The 20,387-nt window shown below is 62.9% G+C and carries 17 protein-coding genes and 1 pseudogene; 10 read left to right on the plus strand and 8 right to left on the minus strand.

Features of this window, described 5'->3' with window-relative positions:
• Positions 1–43: 43 nt before the first annotated feature.
• The 6 genes from KYG_RS07380 to KYG_RS07405 all read right to left on the minus strand — a co-directional run bounded on the left by KYG_RS07380 (position 44) and on the right by KYG_RS07405 (position 4,749).
• Complete coding sequence (locus tag KYG_RS07380) at positions 44–829, minus strand: peptidylprolyl isomerase (RefSeq protein ID WP_008904233.1); 786 nt, start codon at positions 827–829, stop codon at positions 44–46.
• Positions 830–895: 66 nt separating this feature from the next.
• Complete coding sequence (locus tag KYG_RS07385; RefSeq protein WP_008904234.1) at positions 896–1,156, minus strand: BolA family transcriptional regulator; 261 nt, start codon at positions 1,154–1,156, stop codon at positions 896–898.
• Positions 1,157–1,169: 13 nt separating this feature from the next.
• On the minus strand, positions 1,170–1,718 hold the full coding sequence (locus tag KYG_RS07390; RefSeq protein WP_008904235.1) for a septation protein A: 549 nt from the start codon (positions 1,716–1,718) through the stop codon (positions 1,170–1,172).
• Between the two features lie 24 nt (positions 1,719–1,742).
• Positions 1,743–2,156 (minus strand): peptide-methionine (R)-S-oxide reductase MsrB, encoded by a 414-nt coding sequence (msrB, locus tag KYG_RS07395; protein ID WP_008904236.1) that lies wholly within the window; start codon positions 2,154–2,156, stop codon positions 1,743–1,745.
• Positions 2,153–3,637, minus strand: coding sequence for a YdiU family protein (locus tag KYG_RS07400; protein ID WP_008904237.1), 1,485 nt, complete (start codon positions 3,635–3,637; stop codon positions 2,153–2,155). The genes msrB and KYG_RS07400 overlap by 4 nt, the downstream gene beginning before the upstream one ends.
• 62 nt (positions 3,638–3,699) lie before the next feature.
• On the minus strand, positions 3,700–4,749 hold the full coding sequence (locus KYG_RS07405; RefSeq protein ID WP_034693652.1) for an AraC family transcriptional regulator: 1,050 nt from the start codon (positions 4,747–4,749) through the stop codon (positions 3,700–3,702).
• A gap of 194 nt (positions 4,750–4,943) precedes the next feature.
• Here KYG_RS07405 and KYG_RS07410 point away from each other — a divergent pair, with 194 nt between their 5' ends.
• Positions 4,944–6,650, plus strand: a complete 1,707-nt coding sequence (locus KYG_RS07410; protein ID WP_008904239.1) for a carboxylesterase/lipase family protein — start codon at positions 4,944–4,946, stop codon at positions 6,648–6,650.
• A gap of 40 nt (positions 6,651–6,690) precedes the next feature.
• Here the strand turns inward: KYG_RS07410 and KYG_RS07415 are convergent, their stop codons facing one another.
• Positions 6,691–7,377: a Crp/Fnr family transcriptional regulator gene (locus tag KYG_RS07415; protein WP_008904240.1), complete on the minus strand. Its 687-nt coding sequence runs from the start codon at positions 7,375–7,377 to the stop codon at positions 6,691–6,693.
• A 215-nt stretch (positions 7,378–7,592) separates the two neighbouring features.
• Here KYG_RS07415 and KYG_RS07420 point away from each other — a divergent pair.
• The 9 genes and pseudogenes from KYG_RS07420 to KYG_RS07460 all read left to right on the plus strand — a co-directional run bounded on the left by KYG_RS07420 (position 7,593) and on the right by KYG_RS07460 (position 19,124).
• Positions 7,593–9,236: pseudogene (locus tag KYG_RS07420) on the plus strand (3-(methylthio)propionyl-CoA ligase).
• Positions 9,237–9,423: 187 nt separating this feature from the next.
• The gene (locus KYG_RS07425; protein WP_008904241.1) at positions 9,424–10,656 is read left to right on the plus strand and encodes a branched-chain amino acid ABC transporter substrate-binding protein; all 1,233 of its coding nucleotides are present in this window, start codon (positions 9,424–9,426) and stop codon (positions 10,654–10,656) included.
• Between the two features lie 68 nt (positions 10,657–10,724).
• On the plus strand, positions 10,725–11,678 hold the full coding sequence (locus KYG_RS07430; RefSeq protein WP_008904242.1) for a branched-chain amino acid ABC transporter permease: 954 nt from the start codon (positions 10,725–10,727) through the stop codon (positions 11,676–11,678).
• Between the two features lie 4 nt (positions 11,679–11,682).
• The gene (locus KYG_RS07435; RefSeq protein WP_008904243.1) at positions 11,683–13,014 is read left to right on the plus strand and encodes a branched-chain amino acid ABC transporter permease; all 1,332 of its coding nucleotides are present in this window, start codon (positions 11,683–11,685) and stop codon (positions 13,012–13,014) included.
• Positions 13,015–13,016: 2 nt separating this feature from the next.
• Complete coding sequence (locus KYG_RS07440; RefSeq protein WP_008904244.1) at positions 13,017–13,808, plus strand: ABC transporter ATP-binding protein; 792 nt, start codon at positions 13,017–13,019, stop codon at positions 13,806–13,808.
• A gap of 2 nt (positions 13,809–13,810) precedes the next feature.
• Positions 13,811–14,506, plus strand: a complete 696-nt coding sequence (locus tag KYG_RS07445; protein WP_008904245.1) for an ABC transporter ATP-binding protein — start codon at positions 13,811–13,813, stop codon at positions 14,504–14,506.
• Positions 14,507–14,834: 328 nt separating this feature from the next.
• On the plus strand, positions 14,835–16,934 hold the full coding sequence (locus KYG_RS07450) for a 3-hydroxyacyl-CoA dehydrogenase NAD-binding domain-containing protein (protein ID WP_008904246.1): 2,100 nt from the start codon (positions 14,835–14,837) through the stop codon (positions 16,932–16,934).
• A 33-nt stretch (positions 16,935–16,967) separates the two neighbouring features.
• Entirely contained in the window at positions 16,968–18,143 is a 1,176-nt protein-coding gene (locus KYG_RS07455) for an acetyl-CoA C-acyltransferase (protein WP_008904247.1), read from the plus strand.
• A 78-nt stretch (positions 18,144–18,221) separates the two neighbouring features.
• Positions 18,222–19,124 (plus strand): LysR family transcriptional regulator, encoded by a 903-nt coding sequence (locus KYG_RS07460; RefSeq protein WP_008904248.1) that lies wholly within the window; start codon positions 18,222–18,224, stop codon positions 19,122–19,124.
• A gap of 56 nt (positions 19,125–19,180) precedes the next feature.
• Here the strand turns inward: KYG_RS07460 and KYG_RS07465 are convergent, their stop codons facing one another.
• Positions 19,181–20,380 carry an SEL1-like repeat protein gene (locus KYG_RS07465; protein WP_050813811.1) on the minus strand — a complete coding sequence of 400 codons (1,200 nt, stop codon included), beginning with the start codon at positions 20,378–20,380 and terminating at the stop codon, positions 19,181–19,183.
• Positions 20,381–20,387 lie beyond the last annotated feature (7 nt).

Raw genomic sequence — 20,387 nt, forward strand, 5'->3', positions numbered from 1 at the left:
TTTTTTGTGGCATTGCATCTGCGGTGCAGATGCTCTGTGCAGATTACTCGACCTTGGCCTTGGCGCGCAGGTCTTCCTGGAATTTGGCCAGTTTTTGCTGCTGCAATTGCTGGGCCACCTGGGGCTTCACTTCTTCCAGCTTGGGCAGTTCGGCCTGGCGCACATCGTCCAGGCGAATCACGTGCCAGCCAAACTGGCTCTTCACAGGCGCCTCGGTCATCTTGCCCTTTTCGAGCTTGACGAGCGCTTCAGTGAACTCGCTCACGTAGCTGGCGGGATTGGCCCAGTCAAGGTCGCCACCCTTGGCGCCGGAGCCCGGGTCCTTGGATTGCTTCTTGGCGATGTCTTCAAACTTGGCGCCCTTCTTGATGGACGCGATGATCGCTTTTGCGTCGGCTTCCTTTTCCACCAGGATGTGGCTGGCCTTGTATTCCTTGCCACTGTTGGCGGCAACGAATTTGTCGTACTCGGCCTGGATTTCGGCATCGGTCACCGGGTTTGTCTTCTGGTAGTCAGCAAACAGCTCGCGGATGAGGATGGTCTGGCGGGCCAGCTCCATTTGCGCCTTGTAATCGGCCGATGCTTCCAGGCCACGCTTTTGCGCTTCCTGCATGAAGATCTCGCGGGCGATGACTTCTTCCTTGATCTGGCCTTCGATGTCCGGCGTCACAGGGCGGCCCGAACGCTCCACTTGCTGCTTGAGCGCTTCGACACGTTCCTTGGGAACGGCCTTGCCATTGACGATGGCGACATTCTGGGCGGAAACGGGCAGGGCCAACGTGCCCAGCACGGCAGCGGCCACGAGGCCGGACAGGAGCTGTTTCTTCATGCGAAATCCAAAAAAAGAGGGGTTGTATGCCAGCTGAGATCCGGCAGCTGTGGAGTTGGGGCCGGTTCAGAGAACTTCAATGGCGAGGGCGTGAACGCCTTGGTCAATAAATTCTTGCAGCGCATCATACACAAGGCGGTGCTGCGCGACGCGGGGCTTGCCTGTAAACAAAGGTGACGAAATGCGGACCCGGAAATGGGTGCCAAAACCGGTGCCATTGGCCCCGGCATGGCCTGCGTGGGCGGCGCTTTCGTCAAGCACCTCCAGGGCGGTGGGTGCAAGACGGTCCGCCAGGGTCTGGTGCATTTGCTGGGCGAGGGTGTTCATGTGATGTGGTCCTTCAGGCTGCAGGCTCGTCGCCTTCGTCGCCCTTGATATGGGGCGCCACATAGATGCCCTGGCCCACCAGGAAGACCAGCGGGAAGGCGTAGCCCCAGAGCTTGAAATCGACCCAGGCCTCGGTGCTGAAGTTGACGACCACATAGGCGTTGATGGCCGACATGAACGCGCAATACACGATCCAGGCGACGTTTAGCCGGTGCCACACGCCCTCCGGCAGCGTCAGCTGGCTGCCCAGAAGCATCTTCAGGAAGTTCTTCTTCATGACCCACACGGCCACAGCCAGCGCCAGGGCCATGGCGCCGTACAGCACGGTGGGTTTCCATTTGATGAAGCGGTCGTCCTGCAGCACCAGCGTGAGGGTGCCAAACAGCAGGATCAGCACCAGGGTGACCTTGTGCATGGTCTGCAGACGCCGGTCGATCGCGTAAATGAGGCCCATCTGTACCACGGTGGCCGCCATGAGCACCGCCGTGCCCACATAGATGCCGTAGAACTTGTAGGCCCCGAAGAACAGCAGGATGGGAAAGAAGTCGATCAGGATTTTCATGGGTTCAGGGGCGGGTCTCGGGGCTCAGTCCTTGCCGGACTCGAAATCCAGCGAGGCCGAGTTCATGCAGTAGCGAAGGCCGGTGGGCGCGGGGCCATCGTCAAAGACATGGCCCAGGTGGGCCCCGCATTGTGCACACACCGTCTCGGTGCGGACCATGCCATGGCTGCGGTCCACGATCTCTGTGATGGCACCGGGGATGGCTTCGGAGAAACTGGGCCAGCCGCAGCCGGCGTCAAACTTGGTCACCGAATCGAACAATTTCGCACCGCAGCAAATGCAGTGGTAGCTGCCATCGGCCCAGTGGGCTTCGAATTTGCCGGTGAAAGGGCGTTCGGTGGCGGCGTGGCGTGTCACCTGCAGGGCGGCGGGCTCGGCGCCCTTGTCCTTGAGGATGGCTTGCCATTCGGCATCGGATTTCTGAACGGGGTAGGTCATGATGAGCAGCTGATCTCGATGGAGGAGGCCCAGTCGGGCGGGAAGGCTGCGTAGGCGTCGTGCCCGGGGTGCTCTTCAAAAGGGCGCTCCAGCAGCCGCTGCAGGGTTCGGAGTTCACCGAAATCGCCAAGTTTCGCGGCGCGGATGGCCTGCTCGCCCAGGTGGTTGCGCAATACAAACTTGGGATTGGTATTGAGCATAAAATTGGCCGCCAGCGCTTTACCATCAAGCGCCAACAGCTCTGAATATGATAGCATCCAGTCGTCAAATGCGGAACGGTCGGCGAACAGGTCGCGCACCAGCTCGAAGTCACTTGTCTGCACCGCGTGCGACAGGCGGCGCCAGAAGATGGTGTAGTCCACCCCGTTCTGGGCCAGCAGCACCAGGATGCCGTCGATCAGTTCTGCGTCTTGCTCGCGCGCCTGGGCCAGCCCGAGTTTGCTGCGCATGCGGGCCATGAACGCTTCCGGGAAGACGGTTTTGTAGGACTCCAGGGCAGCTTTTGCCAGCTCCGGGTCGCCGATCAGCGGCAACAAGGCCTGCGCCAGGCAGAACAGGTTCCAGTACGCCACATTGGGCTGGCGGTTGTAGGCATAGCGGCCCTGGTGGTCGCTGTGGTTGCACACATGGCCGGGCATAAAGGCGTCCAGAAACTGGAAAGGGCCGTAGTCGATCGTCAGGCCCAGGATGCTCATGTTGTCGGTGTTCATCACCCCATGGCAAAAGCCCACGGCCTGCCACTGTGCCATCAGGTGTGCGGTGCGTTCGCTCACGGCCTGTAGCAGGGCGGCATACGCGTTGCCGCCGAAGTCGCGGGTGTCCCGGCATTCGGGGTAATAGCGGTTGATAACGTAGTCGGCCAGGGTCTTGAGCTGTGCTTGCAGGTCGTTGGCTGCAAAGTGCTCGAAATGGCCAAAGCGCACAAAGCTGGGGGCCACCCGCGTCACTACGGAGGCCGTCTCCACCTCTTCGCGGCGCACGGGTGCGGGCGAACCGGTGATGCACAGTGCGCGCGATGTCGGAATGCCCAGGCCATGCATGGCCTCGCTGCACAAAAATTCGCGGATGCTGGAGCGCAGCACAGCGCGCCCGTCGCCCATGCGGGAGTAGGGGGTGCGGCCAGCGCCCTTGAGCTGGATTTCCAGGCCCGCAGCGGTCTCGCCCAGCAAGATGGCGCGGCCATCACCCAGTTGGCCAGCCCACACGCCGAACTGGTGGCCGCTGTAGACGCTGGCCAGGGGCCGTGAGCCTGCAAGCAGCGTATTGCCGGTGAAGGCTTGCAGAGCTGCGTCCCGCTGCAGCCAGTCTGCGTCCAGGCCGATCAGCTGTGCAACGGCAGTGCTGGTGCCCACCCAGTGGGGGGCGGGTAGCGGAGTGGGGCGCAGTTCGGTGAAAAAGTCCGGTCCCAGGGCGGCAAATCCGTGCTTCCAGGCCAGGCCGATATCGGCGGTGGGGGTCACGCTTTCGGCGGGCAGGTTCATGGGTGGATTGTCTCGCACCCCGGATGCCCCGGCGCTTGCAGGGCCTTGGACCACGGCCCGGCCTATGCGGCCTGGGTAGAGCCTTGGCCTTCGGCCTCAGGGTACAGCACCTGCGCGCGGTACTGGCCCGGCGGGAGGCCAAACCAGCGCTTGCAGGCCCGAAACAGGTTGCTCTGGTCGGCAAAGCCCAGCAGGTCGGCCACCTCGGCCAGGCTTCGGCGCTCGTCGCTGAGGTACTGGCGTGCCAGTTCACAGCGGGTGTCGTCCAGCAACTGCTGGTAGCTGACGGATTCGGCCTGCAGGCGCCGCTGCAGCGTGCGGTCCGTCAGGTGCAGGCGCGCGGCCACGTCTTCGCGGCGGGGCTCGCACCGGTGCAGGATGCGGGCTACCTCGGTGCGCACGCGTGTGCTGGTGAGAGACTGGCCCAGGTGGTCCAGTTCGGTCTCTACCAGCCGCTCGTGCAGGGCCCACAGGCTGGGGTTGTGTGTGGGGATGTCGGCCCGCAGATCGGCCTCGGCCAGCAAAAACCGGTTGGCTGCCTGCCCGAAGCGGGGCAGCATGCCAAACGCCACATGGTAGGGCGCCTCACCGGTAGCGGCGGGTTGTGGCGTGGTCAGCTCCACAGCCAGAGGGCGAAGCTCCCGGCGTGTGAGCCAGCAGCACAGCGTGAACAGTGTGAGCAGGGCGTATTCGACACGCTGGCGCGGAATGGGGCGGGTGGCGCCGATGTGCGCGATGGAGATCCAGTAGCCGCGTGCATCGTGATCCAGCGCGAAGGTGGTGCAGTCCGAGATCACCGCCATATGGCGCGTGAGGTGCTGAAAACCCACCAGCAGGTTGGGGCCGGACGCCAGCGCGTAGCCCACCACATCCACATTGCCGTAGCGCGCCGTGAGCTGCGGGCACAGCCCCAGCGCCACCTTGCCCGAACGTGCCACCGCCAGCTCCCACAGGCGGCTGATCTTGTCCACGTCCACACGGGTTTGTGGCAGTTGCAGCGCCGTCAGATCGATGCCCGCTTCGGCGCATAACTCGGCAGCAGGCAAGCCTTCGGCGGCCATCATGTCGGTGATGCCGCGCACCCAGGCGGCAGAGCTTGTGCGGGGAGTCATGGGGTGGCGAATGGAAGAAATGGCGGATCAGGGTTTACGCGCGGTGGTGGCCTGAAGTCAGTGTTTTGGCAAGGTTGCGATAGTAGCCAAACGCCACCTGGTTCCCACAATCGCCTCCGAGGTTGTGCCCTGCCCGTAGTGTGACTGCAGATAGAGGCCCGACCCATTCCTGAAAACCCCCAAGGAGACAAGACATGGTCGATTCGCGCTGGCGGTTGCAATGGTTGGGAGCGGTGTTTTCGGCCGCAGCAATGGTGGGCTGCGGCGGTGGTTCCGGCTCTGCGCCCGAGGTGCGCGAGACGGTGTACGGCACCTTGCGCGGTGTGGACGACAGTGCGGTGACCGGCACCTACGCATGGAAAGGTGTTCCGTTTGCCACGCCACCCGTGGGCGAGCTGCGCTGGCAACCGCCCGCAGCCCCGGCCGCTTGGTCCGGAGAGCGTGACGCCACACGTTTTGGCAGTGCCTGCCTGCAAATGGGCCGCATCTACGGCCCCGGTGCCAACAACCGGTTTGACAACACGATTGGCGAGACCCTGGGCACGCCGGTAGGCAGCGAAGACTGCCTGACCCTCAATGTCTGGCGTCCGGCCACCTCGCAAGAGAAGCTGCCTGTGCTGTTGTTCCTGCATGGCGGCAGTGCCATCTCGGGCTATACAGCCGATCCCGTCTACGACGGCGCTGCGCTGGCACGGTCTGCCAACGCCGTGGTGGTCACGGCCAACTACCGGCTCGACGTTCTGGGCTACTTCCAGATGCCGCCACTGCACACCGGCACGCAGCCCTATACCGGGAACTACGCGCTGCTCGACAACGTGCAGGCACTTCGCTTCATCCAGAACAACATTGCCAGCTTTGGCGGCAATGCGGGCAATGTCACGCTGATGGGGCAGTCCGCAGGCGCCATCAACGCGCTGGCGCTGCTGGTCGCGCCCCAGGCCGCGGGGTTGTTCCACAAGCTCGTACCGGTCAGTGGCGGAATTTCGCTGGCGACTAACCTGCCGCCCGGTTCGATTCCCACGCTCAACCCGTCCTCCCGGTACACCGGGCAGGCGGGCTTGCTGCTGGCGCATCTGGCGCTGGCCGATGGCCTGGCGCCTGCGCTTGCCGATGCACAGGCGCTCGTTGCGGGATGGACCCCTGCCCAGGTAGCCAGCTACCTGCGTGGCAAGGACGCGCGGGTAGTGCTGCAGACGGTGCTCAAGAACGGGCTCACGGGCTCGGGCCCCATCCCTGATGGCGTGGTGGTGCCCGCGGACCCGATCGCCGAAATGGGCGCTGGCCGCTATCACAAGGTGCCCGTGCTGTCTGGCTACACGGGCGAGGAGGGGAAGCTGTTTGCGCCTTTCCTGGCGCTGCTGGGCGGCAAGCCGGGCATGAAGATCTCCGACGCCGAGCGCTTTGTGATGATGCAGAACTTCAACCCCGATGGCCCCACCATACTCACGGCCGGCGACATCCTGGATGCCTCTTACCTGCCGGTCACGGCGCCCGGCACGGGCTACAACGCGCGCACCCGGCTGCTGGGCAGTGTGTTCATCGATCCGAGCCGCGACAACCTGCTCAATACCCTTCGCAGTCAGCAATCCACGGTATGGAGCTACCAGTTCAACTGGGCCCAGCAACCGGCGCCCTGGAACGATGTGTACGGAGCGGCGCATGCGTTTGACCTGCCGTTCCTGTTCGGCAACTTTGGACCTTCGGTCTTTGCCAAGGCCACCAACAGCACGGCCAATCAGCCTGGCCGACAGGCGCTGTCGCGCGCGATGATGGACACCATGCGGGCCTTTGTGCACACGGGCAACCCGAACAACGCAACGGTCAACCAAAACTGGACGCCGTGGCCCAGTCGGCTCATGTTCGACGCCGACCAGAAGGCCGTGCGCCTGAGCGTGCAGTGAGAGGGACGAGGGTGAACGTGTTTGTGCACTCTGCGGTGCGTCAGCGTGCCGCCGTGGCGGCGAGGTACGCGTTCAGCGCGTCGTCGTCCACGATGGCCACGCGGCCGAAGTCCAGCGACACGATGCCCCGGCCCTCCAGCACGCGCAGCACCTTGTTCACCGTCTGGCGTGACAGGCCCACGAGCTGGCCGAGTTCGTCCTGCGTGAGGTTCAGCCGCCGCGTGCTGCGCCAGAACAGGCGGCTCAGGTACAGCGCCACCCGGTGCTCGGGGGATTGCGTGCGCCCGGCCTCGATGATCGTCATGGCCTGGCCCAGCCGCATGTTCAGGTGCTGCACCAGAAACTGGTTGAAGCCCAGGCTGGTCTCGCGCAGCGTGGCAAACAGGGGCAGCGGCAGGCACAGTAGCGTGGTGGGGCGCAGCGCGATTACGTGGTATCGACGCGGCTCTGGCTTCATGGCCGAGCCCTCGCCAAACCATTCGCCATCAGGTACGCCGATGAACGCTGAGGCGCGGCCCTGGCTGGCAGGGCTTTGCAGCATCACCAGGCCCGAGAGCACTGCGTGCCAGCCTTGCACGGCGCTGCCTGCCGGCAGCATGACCGAGCCCTTGTCGGCGTGCTGTGTGGACACCTCGCTGCGCAGCCTCTCCTGCAGGGCCACGGAAACCCCTGCAAACCAGGGCTGGGCTTCGATGAAACGCAGTGGGGGCGGGGCGGGGCTGAGCATGGGCGTGATTGTCGCTCCTGGGCTTGGTACGTTCAGGGTATTCCCTTGCCCTTTGTCAACGGGACGACAGGTGTTGGCAGCCAAGCCGCACACGCGCACACTGAACCCTGTCATGGGAGCAGATGCGGTAGGGCCGCGTGTCCCGGGAGACACCACGGAACAGCACACAGCGCTACGATGACTGTTCCATCCACTACAACATTCAAGGAGCACCCATGCTGGGCCTGATGCAGAGCCAACCGTTGCTGATTTCGTCGCTGATCGAGTTCGCAGAGCGCCACCATGGCGACGCTGAAATCGTTTCCCGACGTGTCGAGGGCGACATCCATCGCTACACGTACCGCGATCTGGGGGCGCGTGCTCGGCGGCTGGCCAATGCCCTGGACGAGCTCAAGCTGCAGTTCAGTGACCGTGTGGCCACGCTGGCCTGGAACGGCTACCGCCACATGGAGATGTACTTTGGCGTGAGCGGCTCGGGCCGGGTGCTGCACACCGTGAACCCGCGCCTGCACCCGGACCAGATCGCATGGATCATGAACCACGCCGAAGACCAGGTGCTGTGTTTTGACATGACTTTCCTGCCCCTGGTGCAGGCCGTACATTCCCGGTGCCCCACGGTGAAGAAGTGAGTCGCTCTGTGCGATGCCGACAAGCTGCCTGCGGATTCCGGCATCCCTGGCCTCACAAGCTACGAAGCCTGGATCGGCGCGCAGTCGCCGGACTACGCCTGGCCCGATTTCGACGAGAACTCTGCATCCAGCATGTGCTACACCAGCGGCACCACGGGCAACCCCAAGGCCGCGCTGTACAGCCACCGCTCCACCACGCTGCATGCTTACGCCGCCGCACTGCCTGACGTGATGTGCCTTTCAGCCCGCGACGCCGTGCTGCCCGTGGTGCCCATGTTCCACGTCAACGCCTGGGGCATCCCATACTCTGCCGCGCTCACGGGCTGCAAGCTGGTGTTCCCCGGCCCGGCGATGGACGGCAAATCCATCTACGAACTGATCGAATCCGAGAAGGTCACCTACGCCGCTGGCGTGCCCACCGTGTGGCAGATGATGCTGGGGCACATGAAGCCGGCGGGCCTGAAGTTCTCCACGCTGCGCCGTACCGTCATCGGTGGCTCGGCCTGCCCGCCCGCCATGATCCACGCCTTCAAGGAAGACTACGGCGTGGAGGTTCTGCATGCGTGGGGCATGACCGAGATGAGCCCGCTGGGAACGCTGTGCACCCTGAAGAACAAGCATCTGGCCATGTCCAAGGACGATCAGATGAAGATCCTGCAAAAGCAGGGGCGCGCCATCTATGGCGTGGACATGAAGATTGTGGGTGGTGACGGCAACGAGCTGCCCTGGGACGGCAAGACCTATGGCGACCTGCTCGTCAGGGGGCCGTGGATTGTGGACAGCTATTTCAAGGGCGAGGGCGGCAATCCGCTCGTCAAGGATGCGCAGGGCCGTGGCTGGTTCCCCACGGGCGATGTGGCCACGATTGACGCCGACGGTTTCATGCAGATCACCGACCGCAGCAAGGATGTGATCAAGTCCGGCGGCGAATGGATCAGCTCCATCGATATCGAAAACATTGCCATGGCGCATCCTTCCATTGCAATGGCCGCCTGCGTCGGCATGCCCCACCCAAAGTGGGATGAGCGCCCGATTGTTGCGGTGGTCAAGCGCCCCGGTACGGAAGTCACGCGCGACGAACTGCTGGCGTTTTACGACGGCAAAACCGCCAAGTGGCAGATCCCCGATGACGTGGTGTTTGTGGAAGCCATTCCGCTGGGGGCGACCGGCAAGATGCTCAAGACCAAACTGCGCGAGCAGCTCAAGGGCTACAAGCTTCCGGGCTTGTGATCACGGTGGAGCACAGCAGGTGATGGATTGCATTTCACGGCCGTTTCTGTGCTCTGCCCCAGGCTGGGGCGCGCTCGGGGGAGCGTGGGTCCAGTCACGTGTGCGACGCTGCTAGGGGCAATCCCTGAGCATCGCTTTGTTGCAACGCGGTACGCTGCGTTGTGTCGATTTACAAGGAGACAAGACCATGAAGTTCGCTATTAAGGCTGTAGCAGCCTCGCTAATCCTGGCAAGCGCTGGCGGTGCATTCGCTCAAAAGGGCGAGACCGTCAAGATTGCCTGGCTCGATCCGCTTTCAGGCCTGATGGCTGCGGTTGGAACCAACCAGCTCAAGAGTTTCCAGTTCCTCGCTGAAGAGTTCAATAAAAAGAACGCTGCGGGTGTCAAATTTGAAATCATCGGCATCGACAACAAGCTGAGCCCTCAGGAGACCACCAGTGCCCTGCGCTCGGCGATGGACCAGGGTGCGCGTTATGTGGTGCAGGGCAACGGCTCCGGCCCTGCGCTCGCCATCATGGATGCGCTGGAAAAGCATAACGCGCGCAATCCCGGCAAGGAAGTCCTGTTCCTGAACTACGCCGCCGTCGACCCTGATCTCACCAACAGCAAGTGCAGCTACTGGCACTTCCGTCTGGACGCGGACACCTCCATGAAGATGGAAGCGCTGACGACCTACATGAAGGACGTGCCCGAGGTCAAGAAGGTCTATCTGATCAATCAGAACTACGCGCACGGCCACCAGGTGTCCAAGTACGCCAAGGAAATGCTGCAGCGCAAGCGCCCCGACGTGCAGATCGTGGGTGACGACCTCTCGCCCTTGGCTCAGGTGCGCGACTTCTCGCCCTATATCGCCAAAATCAAGCAGTCAGGCGCTGACACCGTCATCACCGGTAACTGGGGCTCAGACTTGGCCCTGTTGATCAAGGCGGCCAACGATGCGGGTCTGAACAATGTCAATTTCTACACGTATTACGGCGCTGTAACAGGCAGCCCCACTGCGATGGGCGCGACTGCTGCAGGTCGCGTGTACATGGTGTCCTACGCCCACTCCAACATGGGGGGCGAATACAGCCGGCTCGTCTCAGAGTACAAGAAGAAGTTCAACGATGACTTCTACACCGGAGCTGTTTATCACGCGTACGCAATGCTCTCCGAGGCCTTTGTAAAAGCCAAGTCCACGGATCCCGTCAAAGTGGCCGCTGCGATGGAGGGCATGAAGTTCAAGAGCTACAACGGCGAGGTCGAAATGCGCAAGACCGATCACCAGTTGCAGCAGGGCCTGTACATCTCGAAGTGGTCCAAGGTTGACGCCAAGCACCCGCTCGACGCTGAGAACACGGGTCACACCTTCGTGCCCGTGAAGTATTACGAGCCCTATGTGGCCAGCACGCCCACGTCGTGCCAGATGAAGCGCCCGTAACTTCGGTCAGAGAGCTTCCAGGCCCGATCGAATCGGGCCTTTTTTTCACCTAGTAATGAAAAATTCCAATGAATCCTGAGTTTTTCGTGATCTCTATGCTGAACGGCGTGAGCTACGGGCTCCTGCTGTTCATGCTGAGCTCGGGTCTCACGCTGATTTTCAGCATGATGGGCGTGCTCAATTTTGCACACACCAGCTTTTACATGCTGGGTGCCTATTTCGCGTTCACCATCTCCGGGGTGGTGGGCTTCTGGCCTGCGCTCGTGCTGGCACCCCTGGCGGTGTTTGCGCTCGGGGCGGCGTTTGAGCGCTACTGTTTGCGCCGGGTGCACAAGTTCGGCCATGTGCCCGAGCTGCTGGTGACCTTCGGCCTGTCTTACCTTATCCTGGAAGTGGTGCAGCTGGTGTGGGGGCGCTCCACGGTGCCCTATGGCCTGCCCGAGCAACTGCAGGGCCCGCTGTTCTCGCTGTACGGAACGCAGTTTCCCAGGTCGCGCTCGTTTGTGATGCTCGTGGCGCTGGTGATGCTGGTGTCGGTGTGGCTGCTTCTCACCCGTACACGCATTGGCCTGGTGATTCAGGCTGCACTCAAGTACCCCGAGATGGTCGAGGCGCTGGGGCACAACGTGCCACGGGTCTTCATGCTGGTGTTTGGTGGTGGCGCTGCGCTGGCGGGCCTGGCAGGCGTGATCGGTGGCAACACCTATGTCACCGAACCCGCGATGGCGGCCTCGGTGGGGTCCATCATCTTCGTGGTGGTGGTGGTCGGCGGCATGGGCTCGCTGGCAGGCGCGTTCCTCGCATCGCTGCTCATCGGCCTGGTGCAGACCTTTGCGGTTGCGCTGGACTATTCGCTGATCCACGTCTTTCAGGCCGTGGGTGTGGCGGTGACCGAGCAGACCTTCGGCTACCCCTTGCTCAAGCTCACGATTTCCCAGGTCGCACCGATATTGCCGTACCTGTTCCTCGTGCTGATCCTGATCTTCCGCCCCAAGGGCCTTTTGGGCAAGCGGGAGGACTGATGCCATGAATTCCACTACGACATCCAACTCCGCTGCTTCAACAGCCACTTCGCACTACCGGTTCAAGCCCTTCAATGTGGGGCGGTTTGTCATCTGGACGTTGTTTGCGGTCATGCTGATCGTTGCGCCCATGCTGTTTCGCAGCAGCCTGGCGCTGACCATGCTTTCCCAGATTGGCTATCTCATCATCATCTGCCTTTCCTACAACATCTTGCTGGGGCAGGGCGGGATGCTGAGTTTCGGGCATGCGGTGTACACAGGCTTGGGCTCTTTCATCGCGATCCATGCGATGAACATGGCGACCAAAGGCACGGTCAACATTCCTCTGGTACTCATCCCGCTGGTGGGCGGGCTTGCCGGGGCCTTCTTCGCCATCATCCTCGGCTTCGTCACGACCAAGAAATCAGGCACCACGTTTGCCATGATCACGCTGGGTATTGGGGAACTGGTGGCCTCCATGGCACTGATGTTCCCTGAGTTCTTTGGTGGGGAAGGTGGCATCACCACCGACCGTGTGTACGGTAAGCCCTTCTTCGGCATCAGCTTTGGTCCCGCGATTCAGGTTTACTACCTGATCGCCGCCTATTGCTTCGTCTGCACCGCAGCGATGTTTGCGTTCACCGGAACGCCGCTGGGCCGCATCCTGAACGCAGTGCGCGACAACCCGGAGCGCGTGGAGTTCATCGGGTACAACACGCAGCGGGTGCGCTACTTCGCCTTCATCATTGCGGGCTTTTTCGCTGGCATTGGCGGTGGTCTGGCCACGATCAACTTCGAAATCATTACCGGTGCAGACAGTCTGAGCGTCATCCGTTCGGGCGGCTATCTGCTGTTCACCTTCCTTGGTGGGGCCACGTTCTTCTTCGGTCCCATCATCGGTGCAGTGCTGCTGGTGCTGGCCTCCGTGCTGCTGTCAGAGCTTTCCATGGCCTGGTTGCTGTACCTGGGGCTGGTGTTCCTGTTCATGGTGATGTATGCCCCAGGCGGCATTGCCAGCCTGATCATGATGAACCTGCGCCTGGCCAAATACGGCAAGCTGCGCCCGCTGTGGAGCTCGTACCTGGCGCTTGGCGGCACTGCGCTGGTGGGCGTGATGGGTGCAGCCTGCATGATCGAGATGACCTATCACCTGCAGCTAAATGCAGCCCTGGGACCTGAGTTGAAGTTCATGGGTGCCACGCTCAATGCAACAAGCTTCACGAGCTGGTTCGGATCCATCTTTGTCATGGTGACGGGGTTCGGGCTCTTTGAACTGTGCCGCCGGCAGTTTGTGCGCCAGTGGAGCACGATCCAGGAAGAAATCGAACATGAAATCAAGCGTGGGGAGGCGCTGTAAACATGGCGGCTGACAACGCAACCAACACCTATGCACTGGAACTGCGCGACCTGCGCAAGAGCTTTGGCAAGACCGAAATCATTCGCGGCGCCAACCTCGCGGTGGCACCGGGCGAACGGGTGGCCATCATCGGGCCCAACGGAGCCGGCAAGTCCACGCTGTTCAACCTGATCAGCGGCCGTTTTGCGCCCACCAGTGGCGACGTGATCCTGAACGGGCAGCGCATCAACGGCTTGCCTCCATATGAGATCAACCGCAAGGGCCTGTCGCGCAGCTTCCAGATCACCAACATCTTTCCGAAGCTGTCGGTGTTCGAGAACCTTCGCTGCGGCGTGCTCTGGAGCATGGGCTACAAGTACACGTTTTTGCGGTTTCTCTCCAACCTGCATGATGCCAATGAGCGCGCCAAAGAGCTCATGGAGATGATCAAGCTGGACAAGAAGCGCGACACCCTGGCGATGAACCTCACCTATGCAGAGCAGCGCGCACTCGAGATCGGCATCACCATCGCAGGCGGCGCCAACGTGATCCTGCTCGATGAGCCCACGGCCGGGATGAGCAAGACCGAAACTACGCGGTTCATTCACCTTATCAAGGAGGTGACCGAAGGGCGCACCCTGCTCACCGTGGAGCATGACATGGGCGTGGTGTTCGGCCTGGCCGACAAGATCGCGGTGGTGGTGTATGGCGAAGTCATCGCCTTCGACACCCCGGAAAAGGTACGTGCCAACGCGCGCGTCCAGGAGGCCTACCTCGGATCCGCCGTGGCCGATGAGCAGGCGGGAGGACACTAGACATGCTGCATATTGAGAATCTCCACGCGTACTACGGGAAAAGCCATGTGCTGCATGGCGTGAATTTCGACATCCAGCCGGGTGAAATCGTGGCCTTGCTCGGCCGAAACGGGTCCGGTCGTTCCACCACCGCCAAGGCCATCATGGGCCTGGTGGACTGGGAGGGCACCGTGCAATGGAAGGGTACCGATCTCAAGGGCAAGAAAGCCTATGAAATCGCGCACCTGGGGATCGGCTATGTGCCGGAAAGCCGGGACGTGTTTCCCAACCTCACGGTGCACCAAAACCTGTTGCTGGGGCAAAAGGGCAGCGGCAAAAACAGCCGCTGGTCGTTTGATGACATGTATGAGCTGTTCCCCCGCCTCAAGGAGCGCCAGCACACCGAAGCCGGTGTGATGTCGGGTGGCGAACAGCAGATGCTGACCCTGTGTCGCACGCTCATGGGCGATCCGGACCTCATCATCATCGACGAGCCCACCGAGGGTCTTGCGCCCAAGATCGTCGAGCTGGTGGGCGAATATTTGCAGACCATCAAGGCGCGCGGCATATCGGTGTTGCTCATTGAACAGAAACTCACCATTGCCATGAAGATCTCGGACCGCGCGCTGGTGATGGGGCATGGCGCCATCGTGTTCCAGGGCACGCCAGACAGCCTGCGCGCCGACAACTACATCCGCAAGGAGTGGCTGGAGGTTTGAAGCCCCCCTGAGTCGCCTGCGGCGCCTTCCCCCCAGGGGGACGCCCCCAGCGCGGCAGGGCGGCCCTTGCGCGTGGGCGCTGGCCTGGGGTGCGCGCCATTTTTTATAGCCGTTGACCCAGGGCGGCGGCTCGTAAGAATTGCCGCTCGCTGCGACTTGCAAGAGCCGGGACTTCCGGCAGCGTTTTTTGCCTGCACAGGCCGCGTAATGCGGGTATGTCCAAACCTCTTGTCCCGCCCGGGACAAATTGACACGCCAAACGGGGTTGAAGTCTCTACAATAAAAACGCACGATCGTTCTTTTTCACTTACCAAGGAACAACAGCACCATGACCGCTGAATACAAAGTCCACGGCTCCGTTGCCGTGATCACCCTGGCCAACCCTCCCGTCAACGGACTTGGGTTATCGACCCGCCAGGGCATCGTCGAAGGCCTTGGCCGTGCCAATGCCGATGCGGCGGTCACGTCCATCGTGATCACCGGTGCCGGTGGTGCGTTCTCTGGTGGCGCCGACATCAAGGAGTTCGGCACCGACAAGTCGCTGCAAGAACCCAACCTGCTGTCGGTGATTGCCGCCATCGAAAATTCGGCCAAGCCCGTTGTGGCCGCCATGCACAGCGTCGCCATGGGCGGCGGGCTGGAGCTGGCCCTGGGTTGCCACTACCGCATTGCGGCGCCTGGCTGCTCGATTGCACTGCCTGAAGTCAAGCTGGGCCTGATCCCCGGCGCGGGCGGCACGCAGCGCTTGCCGCGCGTGATTGGTGTGGAAGCCGCGCTCAACCTCATCGTGAGTGGCGAGCCCGTCAAGAGCGAAATGATTGGCGCCGTGCCCGGCCAGAAGCTGTTCGACAAGATGGCCGCATCGGCCGAATCGCTGGCTGCGGAAGCCCTGGCGTTTGCGCAGAGCGTGGCCGATGCCCGTCCGCTGCCCCTGGTGCGCAACTTCCCCTGCAAGCACCCCGAAGGCGACGCGTACTTCCAGTTCGCGCGCAATATGGTCAAGGGCATGGCCAAGAACTTCCCCGCGCCTGCCAAGTGCGTGGACGCTGTGGAGGCCGCCACCAAGAAGAAGTTTGCCGAAGGCATGCTGGTCGAGCGTGAGATCTTCATCAACCTGATGTGGACGCCTGAGTCGCGCGCATTGCGCCACCTGTTCATGGCCGAGCGTGCGGCGAGCAAGATCCCTGATGTGGCCTCCGACACCCCCAAGCGCGACATCAAGCTGGTGGGCGTGATTGGCGCCGGCACCATGGGCGGCGGCATCTCCATGAACTTCCTGAACGCGGGCATCCCCGTCAAGATTCTGGAAATGAAGCAGGAAGCCTTAGACCGTGGCGTGGCCACGATCAAGAAGAACTACGAAGCCCAGGTCAAGAAGGGCAAGCTCAAGCAGGACAAGTACGAGCAGCGCATGGCCCTCCTGAGCACCACGCTGAGCTATGACGACCTCAAGGACTGCGACCTGATCATCGAAGCCGTGTTCGAAGAGATGGGCGTGAAGGAAGCCGTGTTCAAGCAGCTCGACGCCGTGGCCAAGCCCGGCGCCATCCTGGCCTCCAACACTTCCACGCTCGACGTGGACAAGATCGCCGCCTTCACCAAGCGTCCGCAGGACGTGGTGGGCATGCACTTCTTCAGCCCCGCCAACGTGATGAAGCTGCTGGAGGTGGTGCGTGGCAAGGAGACCGCCAAGGACGTGCTGGCCACCGTGATGGCCATCGGCAAGAAGATCAAGAAGACCTCGGTGGTCTCGGGCGTGTGCGATGGTTTCATCGGCAATCGCATGATCGAGCAGTACAGCCGCCAGGCCGGCTTCCTGCTGGACGAAGGCTGCACGCCCCAGCAGGTGGACAAGGCCATCGAGAAGTTCGGCTTTGCCATGGGCCCGTTCCGCATGGGTGACCTGGCGGGCAACGACATCGGCTGGGCCATCCGCAAGCGCCGCGCCGTCGAGCGCGCCGACATGAAGTACAGCCGCACGGCCGACAAGCTGTGTGAGCTGGGCCGATTTGGCCAGAAGACCGGCGCAGGCTGGTACGACTACCAGGCTGGCAAACGCGATGCGATCCCGAGCGACCTGGTCAACAAGATGATCGAAGACCACCGCAAGGAACTGGGCATCACGCCGCGCAAGATTTCGGACGAAGAAATCGTGCAGCGCCTGGTGTTCGCTCTGGTTAACGAAGGTGCGCACATCCTGGAAGACGGCATTGCCAGCAAGTCCGGCGACATCGACATGGTGTACCTGACCGGCTACGGCTTCCCCATCCACCGTGGCGGCCCCATGCACTACGCCAGCGAGGTGGGTCTGTTCAACGTGGTGCAGGCCATGGACCGCTTTGCCAAGAACCCGCTGGATGACGCAGCGTTCTGGAAGCCCGCTCCGCTGCTGGCCAAGCTGGCTGCCGAAGGCAAGGCCTTCCAGTAAGCGCGCACCTTCTTACCGAACAAAGGATTTCACATGACCTCCGCAGTGATTGTTTCCACCGCCCGCACACCGCTCGCCAAGAGCTGGAAGGGTTCGTTCAACATGACGCATGGCGCCACCCTGGGCGGCCATGCCGTGCGGCACGCCGTGCAGCGCGCGGGTATTGATGCCGCTGACGTGGACGACGTCATCATGGGTTGTGCCAACCCCGAGGGCGCCACGGGCATGAACATCGCCCGCCAGATTGCGCTGAAGGCAGGCCTGCCCATCACCGCCTCGGGCATGACGGTGAACCGCTTTTGCTCCTCGGGCCTGCAGACCATTGCCCTGGCAGCGCAGCGGGTGATCGCTGGCGAAGCCGATGTGTTCGTGGCCGGTGGCGTTGAAAGCATCTCCTGCGTGCAGCAGGAGATGAACCTGCACATGATCCAGGACCTGGCCTTGGCCAAGCAAAAACCCGAGATCTACTGGAGCATGCTGCAGACTGCCGAGCAGGTGGCCAAGCGCTACAACATCGGCCGCGATGTCATGGACGAGTACGGCGCAGCCAGCCAGCAAAAGGCTTGTGCGGCGCAGGCGGCAGGCCTGTTTGATGCCGAAATCGCGCCCATTACGGTGACGGCCGGTGTGGCCGACAAAACGCTGGGCCTGATCACGAAGCAGGTCACCGTGAGCAAGGATGAAGGCACGCGTGAAGGAACGACGGTAGAAGCCATCAGCGGCCTGCGCTCGGCGCTGCCTGGTGGCCTGATCTCGGCCGGCAATGCCAGCCAGTTCTCTGACGGCGCGGGTGCCTGCGTGGTGACCAGTGAAGAGTACGCCAGCAAGAAGGGCCTCAAGCCCCTGGGCCGTTTCCTCGGCTTTGCGGTGGCCGGTTGCGAGCCCGACGAAATGGGCATTGGCCCCGTGTTTGCCGTGCCCAAGGTGCTCAAGAAGCTGGGCCTCACGGTGCAGGACATCGACCTGTGGGAGCTGAACGAAGCTTTTGCGGTGCAGGTGCTGTACTGCCGCGACAAGCTGGGCATTCCGGCCGACCGCCTGAACGTGAACGGCGGTGCCATTGCCCTGGGCCACCCCTACGGTGTCTCGGGCCAGCGCCTCACGGGCCACGCACTCATTGAAGGCAAGCGCCGTGGCGCCAAGAAGGTGTGCGTGACGATGTGCATTGGCGGTGGCATGGGCGCAGCGGGTATTTTCGAGGTGTTTTGATCTGCCAGCAGGCTGGAGCCCGGTAGGGGTTGGGATTCAGGTATACCCATGACCTGATGACATCAACCGGAAGCAACCATGGACTGGGACAACCTGCGCTACTTTCTGGAGTTGGCCCGCGCTGGCACCCTGGTGGGTGCTGCGCGGCGGCTTGCTGTAGACCACACCACCGTGGCGCGCCGCCTTCAGGCGCTTGAAAAACAGGTGGGCTCCGCCCTGTTTGCTCGCGAGGCGGGCGGCCACCGGTTGACCGAAGCGGGCAGGGCGTTGCTGCCCCAGGTCGAGGCCATGGAGACGGCCTTTCTGGCGGTGGAAAGCGCCGCCCCGGGCGTGCGTCAAGGGCTGCACGGTCTCGTGCGCATTGGCACCACCGAGGGGTTTGGCAATCTCATCCTGGCGCCGCAGCTGGCGCGTTTCGCACTGGACCACCCCGGGCTGGTGGTGGACCTGCTGGCCTTGCCTCGCCTGGTGCACCTGTCGCGGCGCGAGGCCGACATCGTGATTTCGCTGGAGCGTCCTGCGCGGGGCGCCGTGGTGGTGGTCAAGCTCACCGACTATGTGCTGCAGCTGTACGGTGCGCGCAGCTACCTGCAGCGCCACCCGCCCATCCATGCCCCGGACGATCTGCGCGGCCACACCTTCATCAGCTATGTGGACGACCTGCTGTTCAGCAAGGAACTGCAGATACTGGACGAACTGCACCGCCCGGAACATTTCGCCCTGCGCAGCACCAGCATCCTGGCCCAGTACGAAGCCGCGCGGGTGGGCGCGGGCCTGGCGGTGCTGCCGGCGTTTGTGGCGGCGCAGGACACGTCCCTGGTGCCCGTGCTGCCGGGCGTGGCGCGGTTTCAACGGACGTTCTGGATGTCCATGCCCGGGGACAACAAGCACGTGGCACGCATGCAGGCCACCTGGGCGTTTTTGCGCGAGGCAGTCGCGGCGCAGCAGGGGCTGTTGCTTCCAGCACCGGTTGCTACTTAAATAATAGCTGCTCGCGCTTTATGGGTAAGCGCTGGAGCCATTTTTTGCTTGATTTTTTAACGCCGCGGTAGCGCTTCGGGTGTGCGCCACTGCAATGGCACCAGCGCGTACAGAGGGCTGGGGTCGCGCTGCCAGCCGTGGGGCGCAAAGGATTTGGGTGCGCCCGGCGTGATGCTGCTGCCCATCGGGATGTTGGCCAGTTGCTGCATCCACGCGATATCAATGGCGCCCCCTTGCAGCGGCCTCGAAAAAATCAGCTCCAGCATCTTGCGCGCCTGGGGATCGCCGCCGCTGGCGGCGATCTGGTACAGGCGCACGGCTTCGGTGTAGTTGGCGGGCACGCCATCGCCCTGGTGGTAGCGCTGCGCCTGGGCAAACCAGTCGGCCGGGCTGTAGCGGGCAGGCCGGGTCCGGCCTGTCGGTCCACTGCGGATGCGGCTGGCCAGCAGCCCCGCATTGGCGGCCGCGGCTTCGGACCTCTCTGCCACCGACTGGAATTGCCCAAGTGCTTTGTCCAGCTCGCCTTTGGCCAGCCACTCCAGCCCGAGCTCGTTGCCCGCCTGGGCATTGCCTGCACGCGCGGCGTCTGCCAGCAGCTTTTGCAGATGCTGGCCAGCGGCAACACCCTGGCTGGGCGCGGCGTCTGGCCGCGCAGATGCTGCTGTGGGGTCTGCCAGCGGGGCCAGTGCCTTGGCGGCATGCCATTCGAGGTACTTGGCGAGACCGGGGTCGGTGCGACTGACCAACGCAATCCAGTGCATGGCCGTGGAAGGGTTGGGTGCGGACACGCAGCCGCTGATCTGGCACCAGGCAAGGCCCGCCGGTGCCAGCGGGTGGCCCAGCATCTGTGCGCGCTCAAACCAGTGCTGGGCTTGTGGTGGGTCTGCGGGCATGGCCAGCCCATGCAGCGACAGCAGGCCCAGCAACCATGCTGCGTCGGCGGGCGCCAGGTCGGCCGACGTTCGCGGTGCGGCACCTGGCCCGGTGCGCGGTTTGCGCGAAGGGGCGGCCTCGCGCTGTGCGGCGCTGCGTAATTTCTGCAACATCTGCTCCTGGAGCGGGTTGTCGGGCCCCTGGGCCCGGGGGGAAGCCGCGTTCACCGTGGAGCGCTCGATGTCCGAATCTCCGGGCGTTGGGAGCGCGCGCACCGATGCCTGCGCCGGCGTGGCAGCGGCCGCGAGCAGCAGCCACGCAGCGCCCCAGGCCTGTGCCAGGGCGGTGAGTACAAGGGCTGTCCGGTAATTGACTGGCGACATGGTGGGT

The sequence above is a fragment of the Acidovorax sp. NO-1 genome (assembly GCF_000238595.1).
GTDB lineage: Bacteria > Pseudomonadota > Gammaproteobacteria > Burkholderiales > Burkholderiaceae_C > Acidovorax.

Coding starts and splice junctions, on each gene's coding strand:
- KYG_RS07380 (WP_008904233.1), bottom strand. CDS start 829: ATGAAGAAACAGCTCCTGTCCGGCCTCGTGGCCGCTGCCGTGCTGGGC.
- KYG_RS07385 (WP_008904234.1), bottom strand. CDS start 1,156: ATGAACACCCTCGCCCAGCAAATGCACCAGACCCTGGCGGACCGTCTT.
- KYG_RS07390 (WP_008904235.1), bottom strand. CDS start 1,718: ATGAAAATCCTGATCGACTTCTTTCCCATCCTGCTGTTCTTCGGGGCC.
- msrB (WP_008904236.1), bottom strand. CDS start 2,156: ATGACCTACCCCGTTCAGAAATCCGATGCCGAATGGCAAGCCATCCTC.
- KYG_RS07400 (WP_008904237.1), bottom strand. CDS start 3,637: ATGAACCTGCCCGCCGAAAGCGTGACCCCCACCGCCGATATCGGCCTG.
- KYG_RS07405 (WP_034693652.1), bottom strand. CDS start 4,749: ATGACTCCCCGCACAAGCTCTGCCGCCTGGGTGCGCGGCATCACCGAC.
- KYG_RS07410 (WP_008904239.1), top strand. CDS start 4,944: ATGGTCGATTCGCGCTGGCGGTTGCAATGGTTGGGAGCGGTGTTTTCG.
- KYG_RS07415 (WP_008904240.1), bottom strand. CDS start 7,377: ATGCTCAGCCCCGCCCCGCCCCCACTGCGTTTCATCGAAGCCCAGCCC.
- KYG_RS07425 (WP_008904241.1), top strand. CDS start 9,424: ATGAAGTTCGCTATTAAGGCTGTAGCAGCCTCGCTAATCCTGGCAAGC.
- KYG_RS07430 (WP_008904242.1), top strand. CDS start 10,725: ATGAATCCTGAGTTTTTCGTGATCTCTATGCTGAACGGCGTGAGCTAC.
- KYG_RS07435 (WP_008904243.1), top strand. CDS start 11,683: ATGAATTCCACTACGACATCCAACTCCGCTGCTTCAACAGCCACTTCG.
- KYG_RS07440 (WP_008904244.1), top strand. CDS start 13,017: ATGGCGGCTGACAACGCAACCAACACCTATGCACTGGAACTGCGCGAC.
- KYG_RS07445 (WP_008904245.1), top strand. CDS start 13,811: ATGCTGCATATTGAGAATCTCCACGCGTACTACGGGAAAAGCCATGTG.
- KYG_RS07450 (WP_008904246.1), top strand. CDS start 14,835: ATGACCGCTGAATACAAAGTCCACGGCTCCGTTGCCGTGATCACCCTG.
- KYG_RS07455 (WP_008904247.1), top strand. CDS start 16,968: ATGACCTCCGCAGTGATTGTTTCCACCGCCCGCACACCGCTCGCCAAG.
- KYG_RS07460 (WP_008904248.1), top strand. CDS start 18,222: ATGGACTGGGACAACCTGCGCTACTTTCTGGAGTTGGCCCGCGCTGGC.
- KYG_RS07465 (WP_050813811.1), bottom strand. CDS start 20,380: ATGTCGCCAGTCAATTACCGGACAGCCCTTGTACTCACCGCCCTGGCA.